Source organism: Kitasatospora sp. NPDC085464, assembly GCF_044541955.1.
Lineage (GTDB): Bacteria > Actinomycetota > Actinomycetes > Streptomycetales > Streptomycetaceae > Kitasatospora.
This window is the reverse complement of sequence record NZ_JBITTM010000059.1, coordinates 39,471-55,275: the sequence shown is the minus strand read 5'-3', so window position 1 is coordinate 55,275 and position 15,805 is coordinate 39,471. Positions and strand designations below refer to the sequence as shown.

At 73.7% G+C, this 15,805-nt stretch carries 14 protein-coding genes; 10 read left to right on the top strand and 4 right to left on the bottom strand.

The window, feature by feature from the left end; translation table 11 throughout:
* Window positions 1-418: 418 nt before the first annotated feature.
* Complete coding sequence (locus ACIGG8_RS36700; RefSeq protein ID WP_396552940.1) at window positions 419-661, bottom strand: hypothetical protein; 243 nt, start codon at window positions 659-661, stop codon at window positions 419-421.
* A 367-nt stretch (window positions 662-1,028) separates the two neighbouring features.
* Here ACIGG8_RS36700 and ACIGG8_RS36695 point away from each other — a divergent pair, with 367 nt between their 5' ends.
* From ACIGG8_RS36695 to ACIGG8_RS36655, 9 genes are all read left to right on the top strand, one after another.
* Window positions 1,029-2,015, top strand: coding sequence for a LuxR C-terminal-related transcriptional regulator (locus ACIGG8_RS36695; protein ID WP_350525412.1), 987 nt, complete (start codon window positions 1,029-1,031; stop codon window positions 2,013-2,015).
* A gap of 312 nt (window positions 2,016-2,327) precedes the next feature.
* Window positions 2,328-4,079, top strand: coding sequence for an LCP family protein (locus ACIGG8_RS36690; RefSeq protein WP_396552939.1), 1,752 nt, complete (start codon window positions 2,328-2,330; stop codon window positions 4,077-4,079).
* Between the two features lie 126 nt (window positions 4,080-4,205).
* Window positions 4,206-4,655: an SRPBCC domain-containing protein gene (locus ACIGG8_RS36685; protein WP_396552938.1), complete on the top strand. Its 450-nt coding sequence runs from the start codon at window positions 4,206-4,208 to the stop codon at window positions 4,653-4,655.
* 197 nt (window positions 4,656-4,852) lie between these two features.
* Window positions 4,853-5,653 carry a VOC family protein gene (locus ACIGG8_RS36680; protein WP_396552937.1) on the top strand — a complete coding sequence of 267 codons (801 nt, stop codon included), beginning with the start codon at window positions 4,853-4,855 and terminating at the stop codon, window positions 5,651-5,653.
* A 98-nt stretch (window positions 5,654-5,751) separates the two neighbouring features.
* Window positions 5,752-6,498 (top strand): HAD family hydrolase, encoded by a 747-nt coding sequence (locus tag ACIGG8_RS36675; RefSeq protein ID WP_396552936.1) that lies wholly within the window; start codon window positions 5,752-5,754, stop codon window positions 6,496-6,498.
* Between the two features lie 76 nt (window positions 6,499-6,574).
* Complete coding sequence (locus ACIGG8_RS36670; RefSeq protein WP_396552935.1) at window positions 6,575-8,980, top strand: glycoside hydrolase family 65 protein; 2,406 nt, start codon at window positions 6,575-6,577, stop codon at window positions 8,978-8,980.
* 128 nt (window positions 8,981-9,108) lie between these two features.
* Window positions 9,109-10,842 carry a pyruvate dehydrogenase gene (locus ACIGG8_RS36665; protein WP_396552934.1) on the top strand — a complete coding sequence of 578 codons (1,734 nt, stop codon included), beginning with the start codon at window positions 9,109-9,111 and terminating at the stop codon, window positions 10,840-10,842.
* A gap of 106 nt (window positions 10,843-10,948) precedes the next feature.
* On the top strand, window positions 10,949-11,584 hold the full coding sequence (locus ACIGG8_RS36660; RefSeq protein ID WP_396552933.1) for a helix-turn-helix domain-containing protein: 636 nt from the start codon (window positions 10,949-10,951) through the stop codon (window positions 11,582-11,584).
* 32 nt (window positions 11,585-11,616) lie between these two features.
* The gene (locus tag ACIGG8_RS36655; RefSeq protein ID WP_350525404.1) at window positions 11,617-11,820 is read left to right on the top strand and encodes a DUF6126 family protein; all 204 of its coding nucleotides are present in this window, start codon (window positions 11,617-11,619) and stop codon (window positions 11,818-11,820) included.
* 173 nt (window positions 11,821-11,993) lie between these two features.
* Here the strand turns inward: ACIGG8_RS36655 and ACIGG8_RS36650 are convergent, their stop codons facing one another.
* Together ACIGG8_RS36650 and ACIGG8_RS36645 are read right to left on the bottom strand one after the other, a co-directional pair.
* Window positions 11,994-13,427, bottom strand: coding sequence for a PLP-dependent aminotransferase family protein (locus ACIGG8_RS36650; protein ID WP_396552932.1), 1,434 nt, complete (start codon window positions 13,425-13,427; stop codon window positions 11,994-11,996).
* A gap of 36 nt (window positions 13,428-13,463) precedes the next feature.
* A complete protein-coding gene (locus ACIGG8_RS36645; RefSeq protein ID WP_396552942.1) occupies window positions 13,464-13,910 on the bottom strand; it encodes a carboxymuconolactone decarboxylase family protein in 447 nt (148 codons plus the stop codon).
* An 81-nt stretch (window positions 13,911-13,991) separates the two neighbouring features.
* Between ACIGG8_RS36645 and ACIGG8_RS36640 the strand changes: the two genes are divergently transcribed.
* On the top strand, window positions 13,992-14,948 hold the full coding sequence (locus ACIGG8_RS36640; RefSeq protein WP_396552931.1) for a sigma-70 family RNA polymerase sigma factor: 957 nt from the start codon (window positions 13,992-13,994) through the stop codon (window positions 14,946-14,948).
* Between the two features lie 64 nt (window positions 14,949-15,012).
* On the opposite strand, the gene ACIGG8_RS36635 is transcribed toward ACIGG8_RS36640, so the two are convergent.
* A complete protein-coding gene (locus ACIGG8_RS36635) occupies window positions 15,013-15,765 on the bottom strand; it encodes a glucose 1-dehydrogenase (RefSeq protein ID WP_396552930.1) in 753 nt (250 codons plus the stop codon).
* Between the last annotated feature and the right edge of the window lie 40 nt (window positions 15,766-15,805).

Here is a 15,805-nt window from a genome sequence, read left to right as displayed (position 1 = left end):
CACCCGCAGCTGGTCGGGGTCCTGGGAAATCCCGGTGAGGTGAGGTCCGAAATGGAACGAGATCTCGTCGCGGTCGGCGCGGACCAGGCCGACCTCGATGCCGAAGAAGTTCAGCACAATCGGCTCGATAACCGGCACTGTCGCTCCTGACGGTTTTGTTGCACATTCAATTTGTGTGGGCGTCCGGAGCGCGGCCCGCCGCGTCCGCCCCGGGTGGGGGCGGGCGGCGGCCGGCCGGTGCCCGCGGGCGGCGCACCGGTGGCGCGGACGGGTGGGGTGCGACGCGAGTCGGATCCGCCGCCCGGCTCGGCGGCCGGGTGCGTCCACCGGGGAGTCCCGCACCGTCCGACCGCGCTGCCCGGCGGTCGGCGATCGGTGAGGAGACGTCATGTGCAGTCCGTGTCGGCGTTGTTGCCGATCACTCCCAGCGCCAGTCACCCGGCGTGTTGATGCCCGGGTCCCGGGGCTTCGCCGTGGTGGCGGGCACCGGGTCGGTGGAGTCGCCCGGCGTGGCGGAGGGAGTGGCGGACGGCGAGGCGACGGACGCCGGACGCGCGGTCGGCGGGTGGCCGGTCGCGGCCTGCGCGGCCCCGGCCAGGACGCCGACGGCGAGGGCCGCAGTGGCGGCGGCGGTACAGGCGAACGTGCGGCAGGAAAGCATGGAATCCCCCAGGACGAGCGCAGTTTCGGAAGCGGATGCCGGGCATTTCCGCAGCCGCGGCGGTCGACCGCCGGCGGGGGCGGTCCGCGGTCATCGGCGGGCCCGGCCGGGGAGCTCGCCGCCCCCCGACAACCGGAAGTCTGCTGCACGCCGAGGGGGACCGGAAGGTGTTCGGGACGGCAGGAAGATCGCCCTGGCACGATGGTGCCATTGCCATTCCATTACCTTTGCCGCGCCGGCCTCTCCGCGAGCCGCAGCGGTGGGGCTTTCGACGGTTGTCCCGGTCCGCCCGCCCTGGCATGATCAGGCGGCAACTTCCCGGTCGAAGTTGCCGGTCGAGGGGACGGACTGCGGGGGTGGTGCGCCGATGCTGGACGGGATCGACAACGCCGCACAGGCGGTCTACCGCTTAATGCTGACGGATCATCACCTCGATGCCAAGGGGCTCGCCGAGAAGCTCGCCCTGAGCGAGGCGGAGGTCCGCGACGCGCTCGACCAGCTCGCCGACCTCCGGCTGCTCCGGCCGTCCGAGGAACTCCCGGGCGAGCTCCCGGGCGGCCTGCGGCCGGTGGACCCGAGGGTCGGACTGCCCGCCCTGCTGCGCCACTACGAGTCCGTCCAGCAGCGCACCCAGCAGGAGTTCGAGCGGCGCCAGGCGGCGATCACCAACCTGCTCGCCGAGTACCGGGACGAGTCGGCCCGGGAGGACAGCCAGCTGGAGCGGCTGATCGGGCTCGCCACCGTGCAGGCCCGGCTGGACGAGCTGATCCGCTCGGTCTCCGGCGAACTGCTCACCTTCAACCCCGGGGGAGCCCAGTCCGCCGCCTCGCTCCAGGCCAGCCGCCCGGCCAACGAGGAACTGCTCGCCCGCGGCGTGGCGATGCGGACGGTCTACCTGGACAGCGTCCGCAAGGACCGGGCCACCGTCCGGCACGCCGAGTGGCTGACCGGACTGGGCTGCGAGGTCCGGACGGTGCCCGCGCTCCCGCTGCGGATGATGGTCATCGACCGGCGGGTGGCGCTCGTCCCGATCGACCCTGCCAACACCCGCAAGGGCGCGGTGCAGATCTCCTCGCCGGGCGTGATCACCGCCCTGCTCTCGCTGTTCGAGCAGACCTGGGCCGACGCGACCCCCTTCGGCGCCCCGCGCGAGCGCGACGAGCAGGGCCTGACCCGCCAGGAGCAGGAGTTGCTCCGCCTGCTCGGTCAGGGCTACACCGACGAGGCGGCCGGAAAGCACCTCGGCCTCTCCCTGCGGACGGTGCGCCGGATGATGGCCGACCTGATGGACCGGCTCGGCGCCCGCAGCCGGTTCGAGGCGGGCCTGCTGGCCGGCCGCCGCGGCTGGCTCTGAGCCGACCGCGTCCGCCCCGGCGCCGCCCGTCGCGTCCCCCGGCGCCGCCCGTCACCGGAGAGCCGTAGTGGCGTAAGTCACGTCGGAATCGGGTGGTTTCGGGTGTTCTGCCTGGTGGTTGCCCGGGTGTCGGGGGGTTTGCCCACCGACCGGAGGTCCATGACCGTGTTGGGCCAAAATATGATCGGAAGCCACGATCGTCGGTTGATGCAGACGGTCGTATGTGCAACCTGGGAACGGTTGGGGCCGTCTCTCTGTGTGCGGTGCGCCAGATCGTCCGGGGCGTCGCTTCCGTCGGTGAAAGGTACGCGCATGTCAGGTCAGCGGGACAAGGGCCCGGCCCGGGGCGGGGACGAGTCCGGTGCGCTCACGACCGGGGGTAAGAGGGGCGGCGCTGCCGTGCCGTCGCCGCGTTCCGGCGGCGGACGCGCGGAGGCCCGCCGTGCCGCCGGCCAGGGCAAGGGCGGCCGCGCCGGCGGCGGATCGGACTCCGGGGCCGGCGGACGGGCGGCGGCGCGCAAGAACGCCAAGCCGAAGAAGAACGTGAAGAAGATCGTCGCCTGGTCGGCGGCGGGCGTGCTGGTGCTGATCGCCGGGACCGGCGGCGCGATCTACTACAAGCTGAACGCCAACATCAAGTCCTTCGACGCCGACGCGATAGCCGGCGACCGCCCGCCCGAGGCGAAGGCCGACGCGGACGGCAACAAGCCGGTCAACGTGCTGCTGATCGGCTCGGACAGCCGCGGCAAGAACAACGCCGACCTCGGGGGCGGCGAGGACGGCGGCGCCCGCTCGGACACCACGATCCTGCTGCACGTCTACGCCGACCACAAGCACGCCGTGGGCATCTCGATCCCGCGCAACGCCAAGGTCCAGCTGCCGTCCTGCAAGCTGCCCAACGGCAAGTGGACCAAGGGCGGCAACACCGACCTGTTCAACGCGGCCTTCTCGACCGGCGGCAGCGACGACGGCAACCCGGCCTGCACCCAGAACACCGTGGAGAAGCTCACCGGCATCCGGGTCGACCACACCCTCGTGGTCGACTTCAACGGCTTCGCCGCGATGACCAAGGCCGTCAACGGCGTGGACATCTGCCTGCCGCAGCCGATCTACGAGGGAGACATCAACCCCAACCTGCACAAGAAGGGCGCCCTCGTCCTCCCGCAGGGCAAGCAGACCGTGGACGGCCAGAAGGCACTGGACTACGTGCGACTGCGGCACGGCATCGGCGACGGTTCGGACATCGGCCGGATGAAGCGCCAGCAGGCCTTCATGAGCTCCCTCGCCAGCAAGATCAAGAAGGACGGGATGGGCCCCACCACCCTCCTGCCGCTCGCCGACGCCGCCACCAAGTCGCTGACCGTCGACCCGGGCCTGGACTCCGCCGACAAGCTGCTCTCCTTCGGGCTGTCGATGAAGAACATCGACATGCACGACCTGAAGTTCGTGACGGCGCCCTGGCGCTACCGCACCCAGGACGCCGACCTGGACCTGGTTCAGCCGGACGCCAACAAGCTCTGGGAGACCCTCAAGGCCGACCAGACCATCGACGGCCAGAACGCCACCGGCCAGCAGCCGGACGCGTCCGGCACCAGCCCGGCCCCGCAGCAGCCCGGTCCCACCACCCCGGCCGCCCCGGCCGGGGACGCCTCCAACGCCGCGATCAAGGTGGCGGTCTACAACGGGACCACCGCCAACGGCCTGGCCGGCAAGGGCACCGAACTGCTGAAGACCGCCAAGTTCACCGCCTCCACCGCGGGCCAGGCGGCGAGCACCAAGTACAAGGTCACCACGATCGAGTACGGCACCGGGCAGAAGGCGAACGCCGAGAAGGTCGCCGCGCTGTTCCCGGGCGCCGAAATGTCCTCCGGCAGCTCGCGCGGCATCTCGGTCATCGTCGGCCAGGACTTCGCCGCCACCGCGGGAGTCGGCTCCGCCGCGCCCGCCGGGACGGCCGGCACCCCGGGCTCCCCCCCGCAGCCGCTGCCCACCACCGTCACCAACGACGCCCGCTCGGCGGACGACGACATCTGCGCCAACACCACGTACGGCAGCGGCGGCTGACCGCACCCACCGGACGGCGGGACGACCCCCGGACCAGCGCTCCCGGAGCGCGTGGGCCCGGGGGTCGTGCCATGGTGGCCGTAGGCCCGCCACGGGCCTCGACCCAGGTCTCGAAAGGCGGAGCCCATGCCCGAGATCGCCCTGCAGTTCGACATCGCCGCGCCCCGTGAGGTCGTCCTCGCCGCGCTCACCACGCACGACGGGCTGACCTCCTGGTGGACCACCGCCGCGGACCGGGAGGAGGACGTCCTGCTGTTCGACTTCCCCGAGGTCCCCGAGCCGTTCCGGCTCCGCGTGGAGCGGGCCGACCAGGACCGGGTGGTGTGGACCAACGCCGGGGCGTTCCCGCCGCACTGGGCCGGCACCTGGATCGGCTGGGACCTCGCCGAGCAGCCCGGAGCGCCCGACCGCACCCGGCTGCTGTTCCGGCACGGGGGCTGGCAGCCGGGCACCGAGGAGGGCGTCCCGGCGGTGGCCGGCACCTGGGCCGAACTGCTGGTCCGGCTGAAGGACTACGCGCAGAGCGGCAAGGTGCAGCCGTACTTCGTCACCGCCCGGCGGCACGACGCCCCGTGAGCCGGCCGGGGCCGCCCCGCGACACCGCGCCCAGGCCGCCCCGCGACACCGCGGTCCGGTGGCGGGATCGCGGCGGCGGGCCGATGGTGGCGGTGTACCCCCGTCGTACCGGCCGCCGCCGGTCACCGCCGCCGCCGGTCACCGCCGCCGCCGGTCACCGCCACCGCCGGTCACCACCGCCTCCGGGAGGCCCAGCCATGCCCGTCGTCACCGATCCGTACCCGCCCGGCACCCCCTGCTGGGTCGACCTGATGGCCGCCGACCAGCAAGCCGCGCTGGACTTCTACCGCGACCTCTTCGGCTGGCAGGGCGAGGTCGGCCCGGCCGAGTTCGGCGGCTACGCCGTGTGCGCGCTCAACGGCCGGCCGGTCGCCGGGATCATGGGGCAGGTCGTGCCCGAGGGCCAGCCCGCGCCGCCCGTCGCCTGGACCACCTACCTCGCCTCGGACGACGCCGACGAGAGCAACCGGGCCATCGCCGCGGCCGGCGGCACGATCCTCTACCAGCCGACGGACGTCGGCACGATCGGCCGGATGCTGGTCGCCGCCGACCCGACCGGCGCGGTGTTCGGCATCTGGCAGGCCATGGACTTCATCGGCGCGGGCGTGGTCAACGAACCGGGCGCGCTGGTCTGGAACGAGCTCAACACCGCCGACGGCGACACGGCCGGCCGCTTCTACCGCGCGGCGCTCGGGCTGCGCCCGGCCACCATCCAGGGCATGGACGGCTACTTCTCGCTCAACGTCGCCGACCGCACGGTGGGCGGCATGCAGGCGATCCCCGGCTACCTCGCCCCGGGCACCCCCTCGCACTGGATGACGTACTTCTCGGTGGACGACACCGACTCCACGGTGGACGCCCTGGTCAAGGCCGGCGGCTCGGTGATCCAGCCGCCGTTCGACATGCAGGCCGGGCGGATGGCCGTCGTCCGGGATCCGCAGGGCGCGGTCTTCGCCGTCGTCCAGGCGCCCCAGGCGCAGCTGCCCGACTCCCCGTAGCCGCCCGCGGCGCGGCCGGGCAACCGGAAGCCGCCCTTCCCGCGACGCGCCGCCGGGAAATGGGCGGCTTCCCCCCGTTCCCGGGTAAGACTGCACCCATGCTGGGGCTACCGGACGACATCCGCGCTTTCCTCTTCGACCTCGACGGAGTGCTCACCCGGACCGCGAAGGTGCACGCCGCGGCCTGGAAGGACACCTTCGACGCCTTCCTGCGCGCCGAAGCCGCCCGTACCGGCGGGCCGTTCGTCCCCTTCGACGCCGTCGTCGACTACGACACCTACGTGGACGGCCGCCCGCGCCTCGACGGCACCCGGGCCTTCCTGCACAGCCGGGACGTCGACCTGCCCGAGGGCTCCCCCGACGACCCTCCCAACTCCCGTACCGTCCAAGGGATCAGCCGGGCCAAGAACGACACCGTGCTGCGGATGATCCGCGAACAGGGCGTCCAGCCGTACGACGGCTCGGTCGCCTACGTGCACCGGCTGCGCGCGGCCGGGCTGCCCAGTGCGGTGGTCTCCTCCAGCGCCAACTGCCGCGACGTGCTGCGGGCGGCGGGCATCGAGGAGCTGTTCGACGTGATCGTGGACGGCAACGTCGCCAAGGCCGAGGGCCTGCCCGGCAAGCCCGCCCCCGACACCTACCTGTACGCCGCCCGCGCGCTCGGTGTCGAGCCCGAGCACGCCGCCGTCTTCGAGGACGCGCTCGCCGGGGTCGCCTCCGGCCGGGCCGGCGGCTTCGGCGCGGTGGTCGGCGTGAACCGCACCGGACAGGCCGCCGAACTGCGCCACGACGGCGCCACCGTGGTCGTCGACGACCTCGCCGAGCTCCTGGGGGACGAGGCATGAGCGGGCGCGGCGAGACGACGGCCCCGGGCGGGCGCGGCGAGGCGGGGCCCCTGTGCGGCCGCGGGGAGGCGGCGGCATGAGTCCCTCCGACAACTTCGCGATCGACCCCTGGCAGATCACCGAACAGGGCCTGGACCTGGCCTCGATGGCCCGCGCCGAGTCCGTCTTCGCACTCTCCAACGGGCACATCGGCCTGCGCGCCAACCTGGACGAGGGCGAGCCGCACGGCCTGCCCGGCACCTACCTCAACGGCGTCTTCGAGCTGCGTCCGCTGCCCTACGGCGAGGGCGGCTACGGCTACCCGGAGTCCAGCCAGAGCGTCATCAACGTGACCAACGGCAAGATCATCCGGCTGCTGGTGGACGACGAGCCCTTCGACCTGCGGTACGGCGAACTCGTCAGCCACAAGCGCTGGGTGGACTTCCGCGAGGGCCTGCTGCACCGCGAGGCCGAGTGGACGTCCCCGGCCGGGCGGACGATCCGGGTGCGCTCCTCCCGGCTGGTCTCGCTCACCCAGCGCGCCATCGCGGCCGTCGAGTACGTCGTCGAGGCGGTGGACGGCCCGGTGCGGATCGTGCTGCAGTCCGAGCTGGTCGCCAACGAGCAGCTGCCCGGCAGCCCCGAGGGCGACCCGCGCGCCGCGGCCGTCCTGGAGGCGCCGCTGCAGCCCGAGGTGCACCACGCCGGGGGCACCAAGGCCGTCCTGGTGCACCGCACCCGCTACAGCGGCATCCGGGTCGCGGCCGGCATGGACCACATCATCGAGGGCCCGGAGAAGTCCGACACCGTCGCCGAGGCCGAGGCCGACCACTGCCGGATCAGCGTCACCACCGTGCTCAAGCCCGGCCAGCGGCTGCGGCTGACCAAGTTCATGTCCTACGGCTGGTCCGGCACCCGCTCGCAGCCCGCCGTCCGGGACCAGGTGGAGGCCGCGCTCACCGCCGCCCGGTACACCGGCTGGGACGGCCTGGTCGCCGAACAGAAGGCGTTCCTGCGCGAGTTCTGGGAGACCAGCGACATCGAGATCGAGGGCGACGTCGAACTGCAGCAGGCCGTCCGGTTCGCCATCTTCCACGTCCTGCAGGCCGGCGCCCGCAGCGAGGAACGGGCCATCCCCGCCAAGGGGCTGACCGGCCCCGGCTACGACGGGCACAGCTTCTGGGACACCGAGACCTTCGTCCTGCCCGTGCTGACCTACTGCCTGCCCGCCGCCGTCAACCAGGCCCTGCGCTGGCGGCACACCACCCTCCCGCTGGCCCGCGAACGGGCGGCCCAACTCGGCCTGTCCGGCGCGGTGTTCCCGTGGCGGACGATCCGCGGCGAGGAGTGCTCCGGGTACTGGCCGGCCGGCACCGCGGCCTTCCACATCGGCGCCGCCATCGCGGCCGCCGTCGCCCGCTACGTCCGGGCCACCGGGGACGAGGAGTTCGAGCGCGAGTACGGGCTCGAACTCCTCGTGGAGACCGCCCGGATGTGGCGCTCGCTCGGCCACCACGACGTCGCCGGGAGGTTCCGGATCGAGGGCGTCACCGGTCCCGACGAGTACAGCGCCGTCGCGGACAACAACGTCTTCACCAACCTGATGGCGCAGACGAACCTGCGCGCCGCCGCCGAGGCCGCCGTCCGCCACCCGCGCGAGGCCGCCGCCCTCGGCGTCGACACCGAGGAGACCGCCGCCTGGCGGGACGCCGCCGCGGCGATGTACATCCCGTACGACGAGGACCTCGGCGTCCACCCGCAGGCCGACGGCTTCACCCACCACCAGGTCTGGGACTTCGAGAACACCCCGCCCGAGAAGTACCCGCTGCTTCTGCACTTCCCGTACTTCGACCTGTACCGCAAGCAGGTGGTCAAGCAGGCCGACCTGGTGCTCGCCATGCAGGTCCGCGGCGACGCCTTCACCGACGAGCAGAAGGCCCGCAACTTCGCGTACTACGAGCGCCTCACCGTCCGCGACTCCTCGCTCTCCGCCTGCACCCAGGCGGTCATCGCCGCCGAGGTCGGCCAGCTCGACCTCGCGTACGACTACACCGCCGAAGCCGCCCTGATGGACCTGCACGACCTCGGCGGCAACACCCGCGACGGCCTGCACATGGCCTCGCTCGCCGGGGCCTGCATCGCCCTGGTGGCCGGGTTCGGCGGGCTGCGCGACCACAGCGGGATGCTGTCCTTCCGCCCCCGGCTGCCGTCCGGGCTGATGCGGCTCAGCTTCTCGCTGCTGGTGCGCGGACACCTGCTCGACGTCCGGATCAGCCACGAGGAGACGACGTACACCCTGCGCCGCGGCGACGTGCTCCACCTGCGGCACGACGGCGAGGCGGTCCAGCTCAAGTCCGGGAAGCCGGTCACCCTGCCCACCACCGCCCCGCCCGCCCAGGAGCGCTTCGCCCAGCCGCCCGGCCGCGAACCCGCCCGCCGCCAGCCCCAGGCGGGCCTCGCCGCGGGCAAGCTCGGCCAGCACGACCACCTGGCGGCGGAGTAGCACCCCGCGGCGTCCGCACCCGCGCCCGCGCGCTCACCCGTCCGGCCCACCCCGGCTGCGCCGCCCCGCCGCCCGTCGGAGTGTGCAGGTGCCTGTGAGAACCGGCGCCCCAGTGAAGGAGTGCACCCGTGGCGAGCGTGGCCGAACAGATGGTGGAGGTGCTCCGGCAGGCCGGGGTGGAGCGGGTCTACGGCGTCGTCGGGGACAGCCTCAACCCGGTCGTGGACGCGATCCGCCGGGCCGAGGGCATCGGCTGGGTGCACGTGCGCAACGAGGAGGCCGGGGCCTTCGCGGCCGCCGCCGAGGCCGAACTCACCGGCCGGCTCGCCGTGTGCGCGGGCTCCTGCGGCCCCGGCAACACCCACCTGATCCAGGGCCTCTACGACGCCCAGCGCAGCGGCCTGCCCGTCCTCGCGCTCGCCTCGCACATCCCGTCCGGCCAGATCGGCACCGGCTTCTTCCAGGAGACCCACCCCGAGCGGGTGTTCACCGACTGCAGCAGCTGGTGCGAGCTGCTCTCCGCCCCCGCCCAGCTGCCCCGGCTGCTGCGGATCGCCGTCCAGCACGCGCTCGGCGCGCACGGCGTCTCGGTGCTCGCCTTCCCCGGGGACGTCGCCGCGCTGCCCGCCGCCGGCCCCACCGGCACCAGCCACTTCCTCACCGAGCAGGCCGTCGCCGCGCCGCCGTGGTCGCAGGTGCAGGAGCTGGCCCGGCTGCTCAACGAGGCGCGCAAGGTGGTGCTGTTCTGCGGCGCCGGGGTGCGCGGTGCGCACGCCGAGGTGATGGAGGCGGCGCAGGCCCTGAACGCGCCGATCGGCCACTCGCTGCGCGGCAAGGAGTGGATCCAGTACGACAACCCGTACGACGTCGGCATGAGCGGCCTGCTCGGCTACGGCGCCTGCCACGAGGCGCTGCACTCCGCCGACCTGGTGCTGCTGCTCGGCACCGACTTCCCGTACGACTCCTTCCTGCCGCAGGCACACACCGTCCAGGTCGACCACGACGCGACCCGCCTCGGCCGGCGCACCGCGCTCGACCTGGCCGTCCACGGCGACGTCGCCGCCACCCTGCGGGCCGTGCTGCCGCTGCTGGAGGCCAAGGGCGACCGCGCCTTCCTGGACGGCATGCTGCGCAAGCACGCCCGGTCGCTGGAGGACGTGGTCGGCGCCTACACCCGGGACATCGAGAAGCACCTGCCGATCCACCCCGAGTACGTCGCCGCCGTCCTCGACGACGTCGCCGCGCAGGACGCGGTGTTCACCGTCGACACCGGCATGAACAACGTCTGGGCCGCCCGCTACCTGCAGCCCAACGGCCATCGGCGGATGATCGGCTCCTTCCTCCACGGCTCGATGGCCAACGCCCTCCCGCACGCCATCGGCGCCCAGCTCGCCAACCCCGGACGCCAGGTGATCGCGATGGCCGGCGACGGCGGCCTCGGCATGCTGCTCGGCGAACTGCTCACGGTGGCCAAGCACCGGCTGCCGGTGAAGACGGTGGTGTTCAACAACGGCGCGCTCGGCATGATCAAGCTGGAGATGCTGGTCTCCGGGTACCCCGAGTCGGAGATCGACAACGGGGACGTGGACTACGCGGGGATCGCCCGGGCGATGGGGATCCCGGCCAAGCGGGTGACCGAGCCGGCCCGGGTCCGGGAGGTGCTGGCCGAGGCGCTGGAGCGACCGGGACCGGCCCTGGTCGACGTCGTCACCGACCCCAACGCGCTGTCCGTCCCGCCGCACATCACCGCCGCCCAGCTGAAGGGCTTCGCGCTGGCGGCCGGGCGGACGGTGCTCTCGGGCGGGGTCGGACGCATGATCGACCTGGCCCGGAGCAACCTGCGGAACATCCCGCGGCCGTGAGGCGGGGAAGGGCCCGCGGGTCCCGGTCGTGAGCCCCTGTTCTCGGGGCTTTTGCCTCTGAGGCAATATTCTTGCCCGACCGGCACGCCGGGTGTCCACTGGGTACATGACCACCAGCTCCACCGGCGCCCCCGCCGCAGGCGACCAGCTCGACGACCAGGAGGTCGTCGGCCTCGCCGCCCGCCTCCGCGAGCACCGGCTCAGCAGCCGCCTCACCCTGGAGGTCGCCGCCGCGCGGATCGGACTCTCCCCAGCGTATCTGTCCCGGCTGGAAACCGGCCGTCGCCAGCCCTCGCTGCCCGTCCTGCTCGGCCTCGCCCGCGCCTACGGCACCTCGGTGTCCGGCCTGCTCGGCGAGACCATGGCCGAACCGGACCCGGTGGTCCGCGGCGGCGCCATAGAGCCCGGCCGGGCCGGCGGCTGGGGCTACCGCCGGGCCGGCGCCCCCGGCCGCGCCATGCAGGCCCTGCGCGTGCAGGTCCCGCCGGGCGTCCAGGACGCGGTGGTCCGGGTCCACCCCGGCGAGGAGTGGCTGTACATCCTGCGCGGCGAACTCCGACTCACCCTCGGCGACCGCGTCCATCACCTCCGCGTGGGCGACTCCGCCCACTACGACTCGCTCACCCCGCACTGCATCGCCGCCGAGTCCGAGAACGGCGTCGAACTGCTCTTCGTCCACACCCTGCTGCAGAGCCCCGGCGGCGAACTCTGCCTCGGCGGCGGCCCCGCCGCGACCCACTGACCTGCCGTCAGAACCATCCGGAGGAGATCACCGTGGCCGATCCCACCACCACCGCCACCACCGCCCCAGCCCCCCTGGTCGGCGCGGCCGACACCCCGACCGGCCCGAAGACCATGGACGCCGGGAAGTGGGCCAACAAGCGGGTCTACCTGCGCCTGGTGATCTACACCGCCGGCATCCACGTCTTCGCCGGCTTCATCATGCTCCTGTTCGAACTCGGCAGCCGCAACAAGTAGGCGCCCCTCCGCCGTCCGCCCGCCTCCACCCCCGAGGGAGGCGGGCGGAACGCCGTCCGGCCAACCTGCCGGTGCCGTCCGACAGTTCGCGAGCACCCCGCCGCCCCGCGCCGCGCAAAAACTCGCAGCGGGCCTGCACCGCGCCCCGCCCTTTCCTCTTCCCCGCCCCCTCCTCACGCCCTGCGCAGCAGCTCGCAGAGGGCCTGCACCGCCGCCGGGAAGGCGTGCTCCGGTGGCGTGGCGTAGCCGATGACGAGGGAGGGCGGTGCGTCGGTGGGGTCCGGGGTGGCGCGGTGCCAGGCGAGGCCGTTGAGGGAGATGCCGGCGGCCTGGGCGCGGCTGAGGAGTTCGGGTTCCGGGGTGGAGCCGGGCGGGAGCTGGAGGACGGCGTGCAGGCCGGCCGCGATCCCGGTGACCCGGACGTGCGGGGCGTGTTCGGCGAGCGCGGCGACCAGGTGGTCGCGGCGGCGCCGGTAGTGCAGGCGGCAGCGCCGTACGTGCCGGTCGTACGTGCCGGAGGTGATCAGCTCCGCCAGCGTCAGCTGGTCGAGCACCGGGGACATCGTGTCGGCCAGGACCTTCAGCCGGGCGACCGGCTCGACCAGGGCGTCCGGCAGGGCCAGCCAGGCCAGCCGCAGGCCGGGCGCGAGGCTCTTGGCGGCCGTTCCGGCGTACACCACGCGTTCGGGGTCGAGCGCCTGCATGGCGCCCAGCGGCTGCCGGTCGTAGCGGAACTCGCCGTCGTAGTCGTCCTCGACGACGTACCCGTCCTGTTCGCGCGCCCACCGCACCGCTTCCGCCCGTCGGTCGGCGGAGAGCGGGGCGCCGGTGGGGTACTGGTGGGCCGGGGTGAGCAGGACGGCGCCGGGGCGGGCGTCGAGCCGGTCGACCCGGGCGCCCTCCTCGTCCAGTGGCAGCGGGGCGGTGGTGAGTCCGGCGGCCCGGGCGACGTCGTGCTGCGGTGGCAGCCCGTACTCCTCGACCGCGAGCGTTCGGGTGCCGCGTTCCCGCAGGGCGGTGCAGAGCAGGCCGAGGCCCTGGGTGACGCCGGTGCAGATGAGCAGGTGGTCGGGGTCGGTGCGGACGCCGCGGACCCGGGCCAGGTAGTGGGTGAGGGCCTGCCGCAGTTCGATCCGGCCGAGCGGGCTGCCGTAGTCGAGGGCCTCGTGCGGTGCGGTGGCGAGGGCGCGGCGGGCGGCGGCGAGCCAGGCGGTGCGGGGGAAGAGCGAGAGGTCGGGCCGTCCGGACATCAGGTCGTGCCGGGCGGTCCGTCGCTGCGGAACCCGGCGGGGCGCGGCCCGCCTGCCGTGGGCGGGGGCCTCGGGTACGGCCCGCCGGGCGACGGTGGTGCCGGAGCCCTGGCGGGAGTCGAGCCAGCCCTCTGCGGTGAGCTGGCCGTACGCCTCGACGACGGTGTTGCGGGCGATCCCGAGGTCCTCGCCGAGGGCCCGGGAGGAGGGCAGCCGGGTGCCGGGCGCGAGCCGTCCGTCCTGGACGGCCTCGCGCAGGGCGTCCTCCAGGGCGGCCCGCAGCCCGGTCCCGGCGGCGCGCCGCTCGGTGAGGTCGAGGTGCAGGTCGCCGCCGAAGGAGGTCCAGGAGCTGGTCACCGGCCCATTCTCGCGCGCAGGGGCGGCCCGCCGGGGTCACCAGGAGGTGCCGGCGGGCTCCTCGATGGTGGTGTTGATGCGGTTGAAGAAGTTGGTCAGCGCGATCATCAGGACGATCGCGGAGAGCTGCTCCTCGTTGAAGTGGTCGGCGGCGGCGTCCCAGACCTCGTCCGGGACGGCCTTGCCGGAGCGGTCGGCGATCCGGGTGGCGGCCTCGGTGAGTTCGAGGGCGGCGCGCTCCTCGTCGGTGAAGAACGGTGCTTCGCGCCAGGCGGCGACGGCGTGCAGCCGCTCGTCGGTCTCGCCGTGCTTCTTGGCTCCCTGGACGCCCGCGAACACGCAGGCGCTGCAGCCGTTGATCTGGCTGGCCCGCAGGTGGACCAGTTCGAGGAGCTGCGGGGAGACGCCGCCCTGGTACATGGCCTTGTAGACGGCCTGGACGCCCTTCATCGCGTCGGGCAGGACCAGGGCGGGGTTCTTCATGCGTGCGGTGGTCACGGTGATCTCCTCGTCGGTTAGCGTCCGTCACTGGACCGACGGATCCCGACGCGAGGATGTGACAGCATGAGCGAAGAGATTTCCCCGGCCGAACCGTCCGAACCGTCCGAACCGTCCGAACCGTCCGAACCGTCCGAACCGTCCGAACTGGCCGAGCTGGCAGGGCGTTTCGAGGCGGAGCGGCCGCAGCTGCGCGCGGTGGCCTACCGGATCCTCGGGTCGGTCGCCGAGGCCGAGGACGCCGTCCAGGAGGCCTGGCTGAAGCTGAGCCGCAGCGACGTGGGCGGGGTGCGCAACCTGGGGGCGTGGCTCACCACGGTGGTCGGCCGGGTCTGCCTGGACCAGTTGCGGTCCCGGGCTTCCCGCCGGGAGGATCCGCTGCCCGAGCAGGAGGGGCAGGTGCGGCTGCCGGACCCGGTGGTCAGCGGGCCGGCGGCGCTGGACCCGGTGCACGAGATCCTGGTCGCCGACTCGGTGGGGATCGCCCTGATGGTGGTCCTGGAGACGCTGTCCCCGGCGGAGCGGGTGGCGTTCGTGCTGCACGACATGTTCGAGGTGCCCTTCGACGGGATCGCCGAGGTGCTGGGCCGCACGTCCGCGTCCACCCGGCAGTTGGCCAGTCGCGCCCGCCGCCGGGTGCAGGGCGCCACGCCGGCCGCGGACACCGACGTCGCCCGCAAGCGCGAGGTGGTGGAGGCGTTCCTGACGGCCTCCCGGGGCGGCGACTTCGATGCCCTGCTGACCGTGCTGGACCCGGACGTGGTGGCCCGTTCCGACGGCGGCACGCTGGTGCCGAGCGTGCTGCGCCGCGGCGCCGCGGACGTCGCCGCCCAGGCGATCACCTTCGCCCGGTTCGCCGCCGACGGCCGCCTGGTCCTGGTCAACGGCTCGCCCGGGGTGGTGTCGTTCGCCGACGGCCGTCCGCTGTCGGTCATGTCGTTCACCATCCACGAGGGCCGGATCACCGCGATGGACATCCTCACCGACCCGACCCGCCTGGCCGCCCTGGGCCTCACGGCCTGACCGGGCACCCGCTCCCCGGGCCCGTCCGGCCGCTCGACGGACGGCCGGACCCGGGGACCGGTTCTCAGGCCAGCCCGCCGGTGGCGCGGAGGTTCTGGCCGGTGATCCAGCGGCCGTCCGGGCCGGCCAGGAAGGCGATGACGTCGGCGATGTCCTCGGGGCGGCCGAGGCGGCGCAGCGGGGTCAGGCCGGCCACCCGCGTGAGGGCCTCGGGCGGGTTGGTGCCGCGCAGCAGGTCGGTGTCGGTGGCCCCGGGGGACACGGTGTTGACGGTGATCCCGCGCGGGCCGAGTTCGACGGCGGCGACGGCGGTGAGCTGTTCGACGGCGCCCTTGCTGGCGGCGTACGCGGCGATGCCGGGGACGGGCCGGACGGTGTTCGCGGTGGAGACGTTGACGATCCGCCCGCCGTCGCGCATCCGGCGGGCGGCGTAGCGGACGGTGGTGAAGGCGGCGCGGGTGTTGACGGCCAGGACGGCGTCGAGGGCCGCGTCGTCGAGTTCGGCGAGCGGGGTGGGGACGAAGGACGCGGCGGCGTTGTTCACCAGGACGTCGAGCCCGCCGAGCCGCTCCTCGGCCTCGGCCATCAGCCGCTCGGCGGCGTCCGGCTCGGCGAGGTCGGCCCGTACGGCCCACGCGCGGCCGCCCTCGGCCTCCACGGCGCGGACCGTCTCGGCGGCGGCCGCCTCGTCGCGGGCGTAGCCGAGGACGACCTGCGCGCCGTCGCGCGCCAGCCGCCGGACGACGGCCCGCCCGATGCCCCGCGAGCCGCCCGTGACGACCGCGGCCTTGCCGTCCAGGAGCAGTGGTTCCGTCATGCTTCCTCCACGTGTTCGAGGGGTGGGTTGTCACCCTCTC